17 protein-coding genes and 1 other RNA gene are annotated in these 16,204 nt (G+C 36.0%); 5 read left to right on the top strand and 13 right to left on the bottom strand.

What is annotated here, in order from left to right; genetic code table 11:
• Positions 1-110: 110 nt before the first annotated feature.
• The 3 genes from ACXYMZ_RS06500 to ACXYMZ_RS06490 all read right to left on the bottom strand — a co-directional run bounded on the left by ACXYMZ_RS06500 (position 111) and on the right by ACXYMZ_RS06490 (position 3,113).
• Complete coding sequence (locus tag ACXYMZ_RS06500; RefSeq protein WP_458947573.1) at positions 111-1,073, bottom strand: alpha/beta hydrolase; 963 nt, start codon at positions 1,071-1,073, stop codon at positions 111-113.
• 203 nt (positions 1,074-1,276) lie between these two features.
• On the bottom strand, positions 1,277-2,086 hold the full coding sequence (locus ACXYMZ_RS06495) for a cytochrome c oxidase assembly protein (protein ID WP_458947572.1): 810 nt from the start codon (positions 2,084-2,086) through the stop codon (positions 1,277-1,279).
• 178 nt (positions 2,087-2,264) lie between these two features.
• The gene (locus ACXYMZ_RS06490; RefSeq protein WP_458947571.1) at positions 2,265-3,113 is read right to left on the bottom strand and encodes an SAM hydrolase/SAM-dependent halogenase family protein; all 849 of its coding nucleotides are present in this window, start codon (positions 3,111-3,113) and stop codon (positions 2,265-2,267) included.
• 331 nt (positions 3,114-3,444) lie between these two features.
• Between ACXYMZ_RS06490 and ACXYMZ_RS06485 the strand changes: the two genes are divergently transcribed.
• Positions 3,445-4,542 (top strand): SDR family oxidoreductase, encoded by a 1,098-nt coding sequence (locus ACXYMZ_RS06485; RefSeq protein WP_458947570.1) that lies wholly within the window; start codon positions 3,445-3,447, stop codon positions 4,540-4,542.
• Positions 4,543-4,571: 29 nt separating this feature from the next.
• On the opposite strand, the gene ACXYMZ_RS06480 is transcribed toward ACXYMZ_RS06485, so the two are convergent.
• The 4 genes from ACXYMZ_RS06480 to ACXYMZ_RS06465 form a co-directional block, all read right to left on the bottom strand.
• Positions 4,572-4,934, bottom strand: a complete 363-nt coding sequence (locus ACXYMZ_RS06480) for a hypothetical protein (protein WP_458947569.1) — start codon at positions 4,932-4,934, stop codon at positions 4,572-4,574.
• A 143-nt stretch (positions 4,935-5,077) separates the two neighbouring features.
• Positions 5,078-5,264: non-coding RNA, 6S RNA (gene ssrS, locus ACXYMZ_RS06475), on the bottom strand.
• A 64-nt stretch (positions 5,265-5,328) separates the two neighbouring features.
• Positions 5,329-6,027 (bottom strand): CBS domain-containing protein, encoded by a 699-nt coding sequence (locus tag ACXYMZ_RS06470; protein ID WP_458947568.1) that lies wholly within the window; start codon positions 6,025-6,027, stop codon positions 5,329-5,331.
• Between the two features lie 119 nt (positions 6,028-6,146).
• Positions 6,147-6,422 carry a hypothetical protein gene (locus ACXYMZ_RS06465; protein WP_458947567.1) on the bottom strand — a complete coding sequence of 92 codons (276 nt, stop codon included), beginning with the start codon at positions 6,420-6,422 and terminating at the stop codon, positions 6,147-6,149.
• A gap of 145 nt (positions 6,423-6,567) precedes the next feature.
• Here ACXYMZ_RS06465 and ACXYMZ_RS06460 point away from each other — a divergent pair, with 145 nt between their 5' ends.
• Entirely contained in the window at positions 6,568-7,356 is a 789-nt protein-coding gene (locus ACXYMZ_RS06460) for an NRDE family protein (protein WP_458947566.1), read from the top strand.
• Here ACXYMZ_RS06460 and ACXYMZ_RS06455 read toward each other — a convergent pair.
• Together ACXYMZ_RS06455 and ACXYMZ_RS06450 are read right to left on the bottom strand one after the other, a co-directional pair.
• Positions 7,349-7,567, bottom strand: a complete 219-nt coding sequence (locus ACXYMZ_RS06455; protein ID WP_458947565.1) for a YdbC family protein — start codon at positions 7,565-7,567, stop codon at positions 7,349-7,351. The genes ACXYMZ_RS06460 and ACXYMZ_RS06455 overlap by 8 nt on opposite strands.
• Positions 7,568-7,778: 211 nt before the next feature.
• A complete protein-coding gene (locus tag ACXYMZ_RS06450) occupies positions 7,779-8,213 on the bottom strand; it encodes a universal stress protein (protein WP_458947564.1) in 435 nt (144 codons plus the stop codon).
• 147 nt (positions 8,214-8,360) lie between these two features.
• Between ACXYMZ_RS06450 and ACXYMZ_RS06445 the strand changes: the two genes are divergently transcribed.
• Positions 8,361-9,398: a C45 family autoproteolytic acyltransferase/hydolase gene (locus ACXYMZ_RS06445; RefSeq protein WP_458947563.1), complete on the top strand. Its 1,038-nt coding sequence runs from the start codon at positions 8,361-8,363 to the stop codon at positions 9,396-9,398.
• Positions 9,399-9,975: 577 nt separating this feature from the next.
• Positions 9,976-10,533, top strand: coding sequence for a beta-class carbonic anhydrase (locus ACXYMZ_RS06440; RefSeq protein ID WP_458947562.1), 558 nt, complete (start codon positions 9,976-9,978; stop codon positions 10,531-10,533).
• Positions 10,534-10,576: 43 nt separating this feature from the next.
• On the opposite strand, the gene ACXYMZ_RS06435 is transcribed toward ACXYMZ_RS06440, so the two are convergent.
• Positions 10,577-11,989, bottom strand: a complete 1,413-nt coding sequence (locus tag ACXYMZ_RS06435; RefSeq protein ID WP_458947561.1) for an MDR family MFS transporter — start codon at positions 11,987-11,989, stop codon at positions 10,577-10,579.
• A 204-nt stretch (positions 11,990-12,193) separates the two neighbouring features.
• Here ACXYMZ_RS06435 and ACXYMZ_RS06430 point away from each other — a divergent pair, with 204 nt between their 5' ends.
• A complete protein-coding gene (locus tag ACXYMZ_RS06430) occupies positions 12,194-12,721 on the top strand; it encodes a YusW family protein (protein ID WP_458947560.1) in 528 nt (175 codons plus the stop codon).
• A 56-nt stretch (positions 12,722-12,777) separates the two neighbouring features.
• Here ACXYMZ_RS06430 and ACXYMZ_RS06425 read toward each other — a convergent pair whose 3' ends face one another.
• The 3 genes from ACXYMZ_RS06425 to ACXYMZ_RS06415 form a co-directional block, all read right to left on the bottom strand.
• Complete coding sequence (locus tag ACXYMZ_RS06425; protein ID WP_458947559.1) at positions 12,778-13,332, bottom strand: 5-formyltetrahydrofolate cyclo-ligase; 555 nt, start codon at positions 13,330-13,332, stop codon at positions 12,778-12,780.
• 19 nt (positions 13,333-13,351) lie between these two features.
• Entirely contained in the window at positions 13,352-15,028 is a 1,677-nt protein-coding gene (locus ACXYMZ_RS06420; RefSeq protein WP_458947558.1) for a formate--tetrahydrofolate ligase, read from the bottom strand.
• A gap of 70 nt (positions 15,029-15,098) precedes the next feature.
• Entirely contained in the window at positions 15,099-15,566 is a 468-nt protein-coding gene (locus tag ACXYMZ_RS06415) for a GNAT family N-acetyltransferase (protein ID WP_458947557.1), read from the bottom strand.
• Positions 15,567-16,204: the final 638 nt, after the last annotated feature.

Raw genomic sequence — 16,204 nt, 5'->3', positions numbered from 1 at the left:
TAAACTTCATTATAAAAGCTTATGCATAAATATGCAAGTATTATTATAAAAATTCACTGTAAGCCAAAAAATAAGTCCCAAGGCTGATGTTTACCAACCTTGGGACCTTATTAATCTCCTAGATGTTCATCTAAGAATTGATGCATGGTATCAAGATATCCTTCGCGATCAAGTACAATCGATTCGCCATGACTTGCTCCTGGCACAATATGCATGTCTTTTTCGCTTTCAGTGTTTTCATAAAGTATTTCTGTCATTTCGGTAGGAACGAAAGAATCATTTCCTCCATGTATATATAAAATTGGAATTTCTGCTTTTTTCACTTGTTCGACTACGGAAGCTTCTTTCAGATTATATCCAGCATTTATATCTGTTACCATTCCGGTTGTCGGTAAAATTGGAAAGCTCGGTAAGTTAAACATCCGTTTTAATTGATAATCGAATAATTCATGGACACTTGTATAAGGACTGTCTGCAACAACAAGTTTTACATTATCAGGGAGTTCTTCCCCTGCTGTCATAAGCACTGTCGCTGCTCCCATGGAAACACCATGTAAAACGATTTCCACGTCTTCGCCCAATTCCTCTATAATTCTATTAATCCATGCAACATAATCTAATCGATCATGCCAACCGAAACCGATATAGTCCCCTTCACTCAAGCCATGTCCGCGACTATCGGCGGTGAACATATTAAACCCTAGTTCATCATAATAATGTTGTCCGAATAATGCCATATCCTGTGCTCGACCTAGATAGCCGTGTGCAAAAACAACCGTACGATTTGTTTTCTCTTCCGCTTCCAGATAATATCCTTGCAACGTAATACCGTCAAAAGCTTCTTGCTTCCAATATTCAAAGTCCTGCTCATTGACCCATGTACGCCAATCACCTTTTGTGAAAACATCCATCGCTTCAGCAGAAACTTCTAAATCAGCATTACCTGTTAAAAATTCTTTTGTGTTCCGTTCAATTGCTAGCTTATAAAAAAATACACCAGCAACGATATCTATAATTAAAAGAAATACTAATAGTCCCCCAACAATTTTCAACCAACGTTTTTTATTTTTCAACAAATATCTCCTCTCAGATGTCTATAACTCTATTATAGTAAAAATATAAGGTATTCGCTATAACTCTTGGCAAATACCTTTAGCATTTCTTGGAATATTTATAAATTGTACATATTTAGATATGTGATACCGAATTTCATTCCACAACACAAGACACCTCAACCAACGGAATACTTTCCATGGTTAAGGTGTCTTTAAAGAAATTATTTTCGAATAAATTTTGGTGACAAAGATGCTGTTAGGAAGAATACTCCTTGTGTGATTAGTAAGAACCAGCCACCTTTTACCTGTTCATATACAGGGTCAAATGGTAACAGACTAGCCGCGAGTTCTGGTGGAATGCCATCTAGATTAGGGATACAAGCTTCAAGGGTTTGTAAAAATAACTCTGCATCTGAATAAACAATATACAAGCTATTTTCAAAGAAAAATAGTAGAAGACTGTATGGAACAAATAATATAAATATTAAAAGTGCATAAAGTTGCTTTCCTTTTGCTTGCATACGATTAGGTGACACGATTGGTAGCCACAACAGAATTGCGGTAAACAACAAAGCAAGCATAAAGAAATAATTAATAAATAAATCTAATCTCGCATAGTTGAATACTGCGGGAATATGATAAATGTAAAAAATAGCAAAAAATGATATTAATCCTACTGCGGGTTTTTGTAAAAAGCTTAGTATCGACTTTAGAACTTTAATTTCTTTAGCGCGTTCAATTATTTCATTTTTAAAACCAATAATTAACAATGGTGGTGCAACAAGTAGCAAGAGGATCAACTGCACGATATGTGTACTGAACTGAATTCTAGCAATAATATTTATTGGACTACCTAAAGCTGCAAACACTGCCAACATGCCAAGCACAAAAGCTAATTGCTTCCAAATTGGATACTTTTTATCTTGTGGAAGTAGTAAAAAATAAATAACAAATATAAAGCCGATATAAATGAAAATTCCACCGTTCCAAAGTGTTGAAAAATGAAATTCATCCAAAATAATTTCTAACACTAGCATTTCTCCCCCTTCCAATTTCCTTTTAAGTATATACCACCACACCACCTACACCCTGCATTTTTCTGACAAAGTAATGACATTTGCCATTCAACTACTTCTAAAATTGAACAAAAAAATGAAGTAGGAAACATAAACACATGATCCCTACTCCTATAGTCATTTACTATATTTGTTATTCAGATTTAACTTTTTCAATAATGATTCTCCAGCTTGCACCTGAACGAACGTGATATGCATCAGCAAACGAGCCTTGGTTAATCGCTACACCAATTTTATCAATTGAGTTGATAAATAGTAGAGCTTCTCCCAAACGACGGTCAGCAAATGAACGTCCAAATGAAACTAAGTTTTTATATTTATTTACACCATTATGCTCAATCGTAACTTCTAATAAATCTCCATATGCTATGCCAGCCTGTAGAAATAGCTCTCTATTGATATTTGTCCAGATATTTCCAAATCGAATATCAAGAATATCAATACTTCCTTGGATCATTCCATTCTCATAAATTGCCTCTCTCATTGGCAAGTCAATGACCTCAACTACATCAATTTGTGGACCAACTTCAATAAAACTAATGACTCCTGCCGCAAGCCTTGCACCCGTATAAGCGTATATATCACGCCCATGGAAAGTATAGGATTCACCTGAACGTGGAAGGCGATTTACCTTTTCATCTATTACGCGCACTTCTGTAATCCCAATGGTCTCTTTTAAATGAGTAAGTGTTCCGTTATTAGGTGTCACAATATAATGCCCCTCGGTAGTTTTTGCTACGATGCTTAGTCTATCCGTACCTACACCTGGGTCGACTACAGAAATGAAGACTGTCCCTTTTGGCCAATAGGAAACCGTTTGGTATAACCTGTAAGACGCTTCCCAAATATTAAATTGCGGAATTTCATGTGTTAGGTTTGAAACTTTTAGTGTCGGATCAACTGAATAAGCAACTCCATTCATCGCACTAACTGCTCCGTCGCTAAGTCCAAAATCTGTCTGCAATACAATATGTTTATTCATTTTTCCTCCACCTTTTCTTCGTTATTTTAGCAAAAAACCCACGTCACTATCGCTATAAACGATAAAGACGCGGGTAAAATTATGTGATAATATTTCCATGCTCACATAGTTAACCCTACAATTATTACATGTCACCAATTACATCTTATGCTATTTTTTAAAACTTAAGATATCGTGTACCTATCCAAGTCAGGAGTCCATGTAAAATTTATCCTGTTGCTCTTCATTGCTTAATTATATTATGTGAATTATTATAATTATATAGAATATATACGGTTATTGCAATCTATAGTGATTTCAAGTAAAAAGAGTTTTGAAAGGGGGAGCACGAGTGAAACATACCATTTTTATTACAGGTTACCCAGGCTTTTTAGCTAGAAATTTTATCCGTCAACTTTTCGAGGATCATGAAAAAGATCTAAAGCAAATCTACCTACTCGTTTTACCTCATGAAGAAGTAACTGCTAGTAGAGAATTGGAATACTTTATTAAAAGTAATGCATTAAAGCCAGAGCAATTTACACTGCTTACAGGAGATATTACAAAGGAACACCTAGCTATTGATCCTGCAGTTTTGCCTGTTTTAAATGAAACCGTTACACATGTATTTCATTTTGCAGCAGTTTATGACTTAGCAGTGAAAGAAGAAATTGCTTACCAAGTCAACGTTATTGGAACAAAAAACGTAAATGAATGGGTCCGAAAACTTAAAAACTTGGAACGCTATATTTATTTCAGTACCGCTTATGTTTCTGGTAAAAGAGAAGGTAAAATTTATGAAACCGATTTAGAGGCGAATCAAAGTTTTAAAAATCATTATGAAGCAACAAAATTCGAAGCAGAAATATATGTTGAAGCATTAAAGCCTACAGTGCCTATCACTATCATTCGACCTGGTATTGTAAAAGGAGATTCCGTAACTGGACATACGATTAAATTCGATGGCCTTTATTTTTTACTGAATTTATTAGATAGTCTCTCCTCTTCGCCAGTGATTCCTTATTTAGGAAAAGGTGATGTGGAAGGCAATTTTGTTCCTTCAGATTATGTTTTAAAAGCTACGAGTTATTTGAGTTTTTCACCAAAAGGAACTGGTAAAACTTATCATTTAACTGACCCTAATCCTTACACAATGCGGGAATTATACAAAATGTTTTCAGAGGCTTATCTTGGTAGAACGCCTAAAGGAGAGTTGCCACTTTCATTAGCCAGCCTACCAATGCAATCCAAGACGGTTCAGAGACTCTTGCAGGTTGAGCAAGAAGCACTTGATTATTTTATTTACGATACAGCTTATGATTCATCCCAAGCACAAAAAGACTTAGCGGAATCAGGTATTCGCTGTCCTGACTTGAAAGAGACGATCGAACCAATGATAGAGTTTTATCGAAAATATAAACATGATTATGCAAAACATATAACAATTTAATAGTTTGCTTTAAATAGCTATATATTTTTTTATGTATTACTTGTACGGAACTTTTCGACTTTTTCCTTTAGCCAAGGAGAGCGAACAAATTTTATAATAGAACTTATTAAGATAAAAAGAAGCCAACCGATTAAATAAACATGTATGAGTACCGCAAGTCTTGCCCACGTATTTCCGTTACTAATTTCTGCCATGATATATTCATAGACTGGAGTTGAATCTACCCGTTGTGCTGCAAGTAAAAGCACAAGGATTGGTCCGGCTAAGGATAAAATAATTACTAAAGCTGCTCCAATTCTAAATTTGGCGAACACCCAATAAATGATTCCAGTTAATAATGCTAACCCAATTAGTATTAAATAATTATCAAGCGACGACAAAATACTTCCCATAAAAGTACACCCCTAAAAACCGACGATTAATATCTATCTCTCTTGCTAAGATTATATGCAAACTTTAGAATAAAGTCTATTCTTTTTAGACAAAATAAAAAAACTAACCCATTAAAGTTAGGTTAGTTTCAAATGCTTATGTAATACAGGCCACAATTGCCGTATTTTAGAAATAAAAAGTTTTAAACCACCACTTGTAAAAAGTGGGTGTTTGCAGAAACCTTCCTGTCTTCCGTTCAGTGACGGCGCGACATTCCAATTCCAATGTAAAACTCCCTATTCATCATTTAGAGGTTAAAACTTAATTCAATACGAACATTGCAGCTTGTAAAAATATCATAGCTCTTTTCCGAAAGTAAATCAATGGGAATTTTCGACTATTTTTACTAAGTTATCACTCTAACCCCATGATATCAATGTTTGTAACGATTCCAACTAGTTTTTCATTTCTTTTTCCGGTGGGTGTAATGAGTAATGCTTCCAATCGATGCCCCTTGCCAACCTGCTTTTTAAAAATTTCAACTGCTTCTAAAACGGTAGTATCTTCAGGGATAAATAAATAATTGCCATTCGTTTCAAATCTTAAAATTTCTTCGATTTTTGCATTGATTGGGTAATTCTCTGATTCAAACATATTTCCCGCAAGCCAAAACGTAAGTGCATGCTGACTAATTAGTCCAATAAATTTCCCGTTATCATAAATAGGAAATTTCGTTATCTTTTTCTCATGAATCGTTGCTAGCAAATGTGTAACAGGTTCATTTTTTTGAAAAGATATGACCTTTTTAATAAATTGTGGTGATACTTTTCGTGGTTCAAGTAATTCTCTTTCAATTAATTCAATCTGTTCAACGACTGAATCATGTGGCTCTGCAATAGCATGTGTGACAGCTGTCTTATTATGTACAATTGCATTACGAAGCTCGGCGAATTCCAATAAGTCATCGCTATATCTTCCAATGATTGCATCATGGTTTTTTAACATTCGTACCATCTTGGAAAAACCAATACTTCTTCCATTATTAATTATCGCTCTTAATTCTTTTTCAATCCGATTAAACGCAGTTAAAAACTTCTCAGAATTCCGGTACATTTCAACTCTCCTAAGCTAGCAATAAATGATAAATCTATCGTAACATAACTTAGAGAAAGAATTCATCTCATAACAAAAGCCATATGACGTTTGTTGATATCATATGGCTTCAAATCTGCCTACCCAGAGAAATATCCAATTACGTAATATGCAATAGCGAAAACAACGATACCAATTACAACAATTCGAATTAAATTCGGTAGATTTCTTCTTAATGATCTTTCTTCATATTCATGGGAACGTTCGACTTCATCTTCGAAAGTGTCGCCTCTTCTACGGCGTTCCTCTTGTAACCTTTCTTTTCTCTTTGAAACTCTAAGCGTTGCAATTACTCCAAAAATACATACTGCAATAATTATTCCTATTAGGATATACATCCATACATTATCCATCATTATTATAACCTCCAACCTAACAGCTTATGAAACTATCTATATAGCTAACTATTCCACAATTTTTTCCAAATAAACCTCATGTTATCAATCGAATAAGTTGGCTACTTCATCAGAGCAACGTATAATTATAAGAGAGGTGATTCGTATGTGTTTAATAAATTTTCATTTACAAAAGCATCCAAAATATAAACTGGTTATCGCAGCAAATCGAGATGAATTTTATGGACGTCCAACAGACAAAGCACATTTCTGGCCAGATGCGTCCGAGCTCTTAGCAGGTCGCGACTTATTACAAAAAGGCACTTGGCTTGGGGTTACAAAAACAGGAAGATTTGCAGCTCTTACAAACATTCGTGATTTATCACTTGAAGGAAAAGATAAAAAGTCACGCGGAGGAATTGTTAGTGGTTTCTTAAATCAATCTGTATCTCCCGTCGATTACCTCGAGGAAATAAGAAAGAATAAAGATAGTTATGCTGGCTTCAATATTTTAGTCGGCGATTCTGAGAAGTTATTCCATTATAACAATCTGTATAACGTAATTTCTGAAGTTACACCTGGTACGCATAGTTTGAGTAACGATACATTAAATACTCCATGGCCAAAGGTCGTCAAAGGCAAAACCAATTTGAATCATTACGTGACAAATGAGGAAAACCTTGATCCTAATAAACTTTTCGAAATACTAGAAAACGCGGAGCAAGCACCTGACAGTGATTTACCAGACACAGGAATAGGTGCTGAATTAGAGCGAAGTTTATCCGCATCTTTTATCAAAACACCAGAATATGGTACACGATCAGCGACTGTCTTGTTGATTGATAATAACAATAATGTTGATTTTATTGAAAGAACGTATACAGAAGGTGTGCTCGAGTCAGAGCAAAAATTTAACTTCTCAATTAAAAATACCGAAAAAGAAAAGCTTAGCTAAAGTCTGCTAAGCTCTCTTTTAATTTAAGTATTTCTTCTTTACTAAGTGTAATGCCTTTGCCCATTTTCTCATGGTCAGGAGCCCAGTCTCTTAAATCATACTTCGGTTCTCTTCCATTCCAGCTGATTAAGTTTAACTCCTTTGTCCACCCTGTTGAAGACTCAGATATTACTGCAATCGTTTCAATAATTTCATATTTAAAATCTGCCAATTTCATTCTCCTCTTCATTTCTTTTATTTATTTGGCGATGTTAAAGTTCAATGTTGTTTTGAGGTTAATCCCGCTTCGGAAATATACGCACGCTTGGCGAGCGGCTGGTGAGCCTTCCATCCCGCTGGAGTCTACGTATATTTCCGAAGCTCAATTTACACTTCTTATTCTTATAAGTTGATATATCAACGATAAACCTTAACATAGCCATTTATTTTATAACTAGCACTTTACAGCTAGCTCTTTGAACAATAGCATTACTTACACTTCCTAAAATCATTTTCCTGAGATTACTTAAGCCCCGATTACCAACAATAATTAGATCGATGTCCTTCTCCTCTGCGAAATCACAAATGGCTACACCTGGATTCTTTTGTGAGAAGTCTGTAAGGATTTCCGAATGCACGAGATATCCCTCAGCAACCAATTCATTCTTTACACTCTCTAATTCTGGAAATATTAATTCCGTATCCTTCATGGAGAGATTCCCCGCGACAGCAGTATTGTTACTCGAAATCCCTGGTGTTACAACAGTAGCAATATATATAATTCCCTCTTTGCCCACTGCAGTTTGTCGTTTCGCCTCAATGATTGCTTGCTTACTTAATTCCGACCCATCATAGGCAACTAAGATATTTCTTCCCACGATCCATCCCCCCTCGCATTTGAATGCTCTACCTATACTTTATCAAACAACAGCAAAATACTGAAATATTCTTTTGATAAGCGCATCATTTCTTTCTTCTGAATAGATATAGTATGCTTTTATTAGGAATAAAAAATGAGGGATTTTATGCAAAAAGTATTTAGTGATGTAAAACAATTCCGTGGGAGTCATTATGATTTTGGATATAGCCAAGGCTTAGATTTAATCGATTCCCCAATTTTAAAAGCTAGGAAACGACAATGGAAAAAGAATTCTCGCCATTTCATTATTGATAGAAATAAAATAGAGCCCATTATGAAATATTTTCATTCAGGAATCTGGGAGGAACTAATCGGTTTAGCTGACGCATTAGAAATTGACATGGATGCAGCTATTCGCGAATTTGGCGGTTATTATTTAGAATATGGTAAAAGCGGCTGTTCGATTACCGCAGGGGAAAATTATATGATCCGTAATTATGATAGCGACCCAGCCTCCTATGAAGGTAGATATGTTCTTTATCAACCTACAGATGGTGGCTACGCATCAATAGGACCATCCATGCAAATAACTGGTAGAACAGATGGGATGAACGAAAAAGGTCTTTCCGTTGGTTATAATTTCGTCAATCGCTTACGTTCGGATGACGGCTTTATTTGTAATATGATCGGTAGAATTATTCTAGAAAAAGCCGCAACAACAGATGAGGCTGTGGAGCTTTTAAAAGAAATACCACATCGTCATTCTTTCAATTATATGATACATGAAGCTTCTGGTAAATCTGTAGTAGTAGAAGCCTCTGCAAATGAAGTTTTATTTCACGAAGGATTTGCATGTACCAACCATTTTGACAATTTAACAAAAGAAAATCGCTACCGTGTGGATGAATCTTTAGAGCGCTACGATAATATTGCTAGTCAACAAGATACAATTGAAACACCTTATGATGCTTACCAATTGATGAATAATGAAGAGCAAGGAGTATTTTCACATAAATATGGAGCTTGGGCAGGCACCATTCATACCGCAGCATATTTACCACATGAAATGCAAGCCTGGATATCCTTTGGAAACAACCGATTGCCAATTATTTTTGACTTTAATAGCTGGCTACAAGGAACAGATGTAATCATCAAACAACTCAAAGGAGAACTATCCTCCACAAATGGATTCATAAATCGATAGTATTTTGGTGGTTAAATAGAAAGTGTTGATTACATTAATTAAGAGGAAGTGACCTTTCATGGAAGTCCGTAGCCCCGATGCACCTTCGCTTTCCGTGGGCGGCTGGTGAGCTTCGGTGCATCGGGGCTACTCCCATTAAATATTTTTAATATGCTTTTTAATTATTGTTTAGTAATTACACAACATGATTGGAAGTAAAACTGTTGATCGACTTATGCATTTCCTAAATTAGATAAATAATTAAATGTAACTTAGTGAGCAAAACATAGCGGAGAAAAAAATATGCGTAGACTCCAGCTGGAAAGCGAAGACGATATGATCCCGCAGGAAGTGGTTTTCCTCCGAGGAAGCATATCGCGAGCCCGCGGAAAGCGAAGCATATTTTTTTTCGGAGCGACGGTTAAGCACATAATTACTCTTATTTAAAATTGAAAATTAATATAAAAAATAAATAACTTATGTATACCCCGACATTTATCTCTTATTTGTTCCTTACACTTCTACTATTTTTGAAAAGTGTGATATATTTTATTAAATACTTTTTTCATAAAAATTTTAGGAGTTAGGAGAAATAGTAATGAACTTACATGAAATGCTAGATTATAACAAAAAATTTGTGGAGAATAAAAATTACGAAGCATATAAAACAGATACGTTTCCAAATAAGAAAATGGTTATTTTCACATGTATGGAAGCGCGGTTATTAGAACTCCTTCACCAAGCTATAAATCTTAAAAATGGTGACGCAAAAATCATTAAAAATGCTGGTGCAATCATCCGAAAACCCTTCGATAGTATTATGAAGAGTATTCTTGTTTCTATCTACAAACTTAAGGCAGAACAAGTCTTAGTTATTGGACACCATGATTGTGGCATGTCAGATGTAGATATTGAAGCACTTCGAAACAGTATGCTTGAACGAGGGATTGGGCAAGAAATAATTGATACATTAGAACATAGTGGGATTCATCTTGAAGAAGAGTTTCACGGATTTGATACCGTCGAGGAATCCGTCGAACAAAGTGTAGGGATTATTCGTAATCACCCCCTCCTTCCAAAAGGAATAAAAGTACATGGATTAGTTATTGATCCAGAAACAGGTAAAATTGATCTTGTAACCGAAGATAAGCAATAAAAAACCACGTCTGCAAAAGTAGTCAACTTCTGCAGACGTGGTTTTATTTTGATGTAAGTTTCCGTGGTTTTCGATCTTTAATATAAAACGAGAGTACGAGTCCAATAACGGAAATAACTCCTGCGAAAATAAAGGAAACATTCACACCATGAATCAGTCCTTCAACGCCTTCTCCAGGGATTGCAGTTCGTGTCATAATTGTAATCGGCAATGCTGTTCCAATTGCACCTGCAACTTGTCGCAATGTATTGTTCACAGCAGCTCCATGAGCAATTAAATCATTTGGCAATACGTTTAACCCTGCCGTAGTTACAGGCATCATTACCATGGAAATCCCAACCATTCTTAATGTGTGGGTTGTAGCTAGATAAATAAAGGACGTCTCCGTGGATAGCACGGTGAGCATTAAGGTTCCGACTGCCATAAGTAATGAACCACTTATCGCAAGCCACCTGGCCCCATATCTATCGAATAACCTTCCCGTAAATGGATTCAAGATCCCATGCAGGACAGCACCAGCCATTAAAGCAAGTCCTGATAGTGACGGAGAATAGCCGAGCATATTTTGCATATAGAGCGGTAAAACAACAGCTGCTCCTATCATGGAAATAAATGCTACCATCCCAATAATGGTTGAAATCATAAACATTTTATACTTTAATACTCTAAACTCTAAGATCGGTTCTTCAAGGTTGAGCTGTCGTAAAATAAACCATACGAGAGTGATAATCCCTATACCCATTCCGAGGATAACTTCTAGACTCGTCCAGCCACTACTGCCCGCAATACTAAAGGCATAAAGGATTCCACCGAAACCAAATGTGGAAAGAATGATAGATAATACATCCAGTTTTGGATTTGTTTTCTTCGTTACATTTTTTAATATAAAATAAGCAAGGATAATATCAATGATTGCAATCGGAAGTATCATCCAGAAGAGCACTTTCCAAGATGCCATTTCAACAATATAACCTGATAACGTCGGACCAATCGCCGGGGCAAATGCAATGACTAATCCAAACATCCCCATCGCTGCTCCACGTCTTTCAATTGGGAAAATCAGCATAAGAATAGTCTGCATTAAAGGCATCATTATCCCAGCACCAGCGGCTTGAAGAATCCTACCCATCAGTAATATTTCAAAGTTGAATGAAAGGGCGGCTGTTAGTGTCCCTAAGGAAAAGAGAGTCATCGCCGTGAGGAAAAGCCCCCTCGTTGTAAATCGACCAATTAAAAAAGCCGTAATCGGAATCATGATTCCATTTACAAGCATAAAACTGGACTGAAGCCACTGAACCGTATTTTCATCTATATTTAAATCAACCATAATTACTGGAAGAGCGGTCCCCAGTAAAGTCTGATTTAAAATTGCCACGAACGCACCTGTAATTAAAACAATTACTAAAGGAACACGTTTTATCTCCGGCGTTTGATTATTATTTAAACTTTCTCCCATATATGAAGCCTTCTTTCTTAAATATAAAACACATTTAGCAGTATATAATTTTACCACTCTTTCATTAAGCTAACAATCTTTAGAACCTTTACAAACCAATTAAGATTTAAAGACGAACTGAAATATACAGGTAATTGTGTTTAATTTTATATAAAAAAGGATATGTTAATACAGACAACAAGAAGATGAAAGGAAGTAGACTACATGAAAAAGTTCTTTATTGCAGTATTATTTATTGCCACAACATTATTTCTAGTTGCATGTAACGATGACGAAGAAGTAACCGAACCATTACCAGGAGATGGTGACACGAGTGGAGAAGTTTCAGATGAAAATGATACAGATACTACTGGTGAGGAAGGTACAGCTGATAACGATACCACTGAAGGTTCAGACAACAATTCAGATGTAAATGATCGCTATAATTTTGTTGAATTTAGTTTAGAAGTTGATGTTGATCAAGATGAAGATGTGATTGATGTTGAATTTGAAACAGATGCTGACGGGACAGAGGCAAAATATGTTGATAAATCTCAAGACATCGATCTTACTGGTGATGAAGCGATGGACAAGTTAGATAGTATTTTTACAACATTTAATTTTGATGATGTATCTTCTGACGATGAAATAATCAGAGAAATCACGGAAGCATTCAATATTCCCGAGAACGCATCTAATATCGATATTGACGTTGAGTTTCAAAATGGGTCAGAACGTGATATTGAGAGATAATCCCCCTTTAATGTATAGAAAGAAGCAGTTCATTAATTAAATGAACTGCTTCTTTTTTATACAAAACCTTTTTCAGTTAATAAATGTTGGACTGCTATGTCGTAGGACGCTTTTGGGACTTCATCAATTAGCTGCTCCGAATAAAAAACGGAAACTGTTTTGTTTGGAAAGTCTGTTAGAAAACGATCATAATATCCTCCACCAAAACCAACACGATACCCCTGTTTATCAAAAATAAGGCCTGGCACAATTAGCAACTCGATTTCTTGCTTTTCAACTTTAGTTGTAAGCGCAGGGTTTGGCTCTCTCAAGTTATAAAAGCTATCTTCCAATTGATTAAAACTATTTAGTCTGTAAAAATCAAGACGTTTTATTTCTGGAATACATTTAGGAACAACAACGGATTTTCCTTCTTCCCAAGCGCGCTCGATAATTGGTGTTGTATCCCACTCAAATCCCGTAGAAACCGTTACACCAATTGTTTTTGCTTCTTTCCATAAGGTTGAAAGAAATAATTCGTTTACCATTTTTTCAGTAATTATTTGCTTCTCTTCAGCTGCGATATTTAACAGAATTTCTTTTCCTAATTCTCTTAATTCTTTTTTATTCAATTAAACCCCTCAATTCACTTTAGAAAAGTCCAATAATTTGACCGTCAGCCGTCACGTCAATACTTTCAGCTCCAGGTTTTTTAGGTAGTCCAGGCATTGTCATAACCTCACCTGTCAAAACAACCAGAAAACCTGCACCAGCTGAAACTCTTACACGTTGAATCATAATATTAAAGTCTGTTGGTGCACCAAGTTTTGTTGGATCATCTGATAAAGAATACTGAGTCTTTGCCATACAAATTGGCAACTTATCGTAACCAAGTGTTACAAGGCGAGTGATTTCGCGCTCAGCTTCTTTTGAAAGTTCAATCCCTGTTCCTCCATAAACCTTTTGAACAAGCTTCTCCATTTTCGTAGTGATGGAATCCTCTAAGTCATATGGATGTTTTAACGTGCTTTCTTGTTCGCAAAGTTCAACAACTTCATGGGCTAATGCCTCTGCGCCTGCCCCACCCTTGGCCCAGACATCTGATAGCACTACTTTTACACCCATCTCTTCACATTTATGCTTAATGACATGAATTTCAGCGTCTGTATCTGTAGGGAATTTGTTAATGGCGACAACTGCTGGTATTCCAAATACATCTTGCATATTCTCAATATGTTTCAATAGATTTGGTAGTCCATGCTCCACAGCAGGTACATTTTCTGTATCTAATTCATGCTTGGCAATCCCGCCATGCATTTTAAGTGCTCTTACGGTCGCAACAATTACTGCTGCATCTGGTGCTAAGCCTGATAATCTACTTTTAATATCAATAAATTTCTCAGCACCTAAATCCGCTCCAAATCCTGCTTCTGTAACTGTATAATCTGCATATTTCATTGCTAGCTTTGTTGCCATAACACTATTACAACCATGTGCAATATTTGCAAAAGGCCCACCATGAATCAGGGCTGGTGTTTTCTCTAGCGTTTGCACAAGATTTGGTTTTAAAGCATCCTTTAATAAAGCTGCCATTGCTCCATGAGCATTCAGATCTCCTGCAGTAACTGGTTCATCAAAAAAGGTGTAACCGATAATGATATTTCTTATCTTTTCCTTTAGTTCCTCAATATTATTTGCCAAACAAAGAATCGCCATGATTTCTGACGCAACGGTGATGTCAAAACCATCTTCTCTTGGAACACCATTTTTCTCTCCATTAAGTCCATTCACAATATAGCGAAGTTGACGATCATTCATATCAACAACGCGTTTCCAAGTAATTTTTTTCGTATCAATTTTCAATTCATTTCCTTGGTGAATATGATTATCGATCAATGCGGCAAGTAAGTTATTGGCTGCACCAATCGCGTGAAAGTCTCCAGTGAAGTGCAAATTAATATCTTGCATCGGAACAACCTGTGCATAACCACCACCGGCAGCTCCACCCTTCATTCCAAAAACTGGTCCCAATGAAGGTTCTCTTAATGCAATCATTGCTTTCTTTCCAATTCGTTTCAATGCATCCCCTAAACCTACAACAGTTGTTGTCTTCCCTTCTCCAGCGGGTGTTGGGTTAATCGCTGAAACAAGAATTAACTTCCCGTTTGGTTTATCCACCATACGATCAAAGGCTGAAAAACTCACCTTTGCCTTATAATCCCCATACAACTCAAGATCACTTCGTTCAATTCCCGCTTCTTCTGCAATTGTTTCTATTTTCTCTAGTGTGACGGACTCTGCGATTTCAATATCTGTTTTGTGACTCACCTTAATTCCTCCTTTGGCATCTGAAAAAATATTTTATCTATATATCTTTCATTACTACTGAGGGAAAAAATTATTCATTTACTGTTAATGACATACGAATAGTATGTAGAATATGGCCATCAAAATCATCATCAAATTCTGCAATCTTTTTAAAGCCTTTTGCTTCATAGAATTGAAGTGCTGGAGTATTTTGTCTCTCAACATTCAAAACAATTTCTTTCGCACCAAGTTCCTGGATTCCCTTGTCTAAAAACGCTGTTCCAATACCTTCTCCTTGATGCTCTTTATATAAATAAATCGCGTATAGATTTGTCTTGCCTTCTTCTGTAACAGGAGAGTAATTTGCAAATCCGATAATTTCTTTGTCTTTTTCAGCAACAAAAATATTTGTATCTTTCAATCGTTTCTTTAACATTTTTGGGCTATATGCGTTTGCAAGAAAATTTTCTTGTATATGTAGTGGAATAATTTCTTCATAGGTCGTCCTCCAACTAGACTGGGCTACTTGGCGGACGTCTTTAATATCTTTTTTCTTCATTTTTCGAATTTTAATATCTATTTCTCTCACCTGACTTTCTAAAGATTTGGTGTAGTTAGTGCTCAATTTCGTCATGAGGATAAACTCGCTTCAGAAATATATTTTGTGTATCCTAGGGCGACTAGTGACCCACAATAGACAGGACTTCCTAATCTCGCCGTTGGTCATATTGCTCTTTAAGCTTTTTTGATCGCTAGGATGGTGCTGACGGCCATCAAATTAGGCTTTTCGATTTTTGTTGACCGATAGATTGGTTTTATCGGCCACTAATTTCAGCTTTTCGAATTTTGTTGACCGATAGATTGGTTCTACCGGCCATCAATTTCAGCTTTTCAATTTTTGTTGACCGATAGATTGGTTCTATCGGCTACCAATTTCGGCTTTTCACTTTTTGTTAACCGATAGATTGGTTCTACCGGCCATCAATTTCGGCTTTTCAATTTTTGTTGACCGATAGATTGGTTCTATCGGCTACCAATTTCGGCTTTTCGCTTTTTGTTGACCGATAGATCGGTTTTATTAGCGACCAAACTAATTAAGCCGACTTATTGTAGCCTATCTATTCTTAATCTGATAAGTGTCAGTTCAAAAATAAGTTCCAGAATACCCTTATATAAATGCAATTAACAAAGTGATAT

This window comes from Oceanobacillus sp. CAU 1775 (assembly GCF_054482815.1).
Note: the sequence above shows the minus strand (reverse complement) of the source record. Positions and strands in the feature narration are given on the sequence as shown.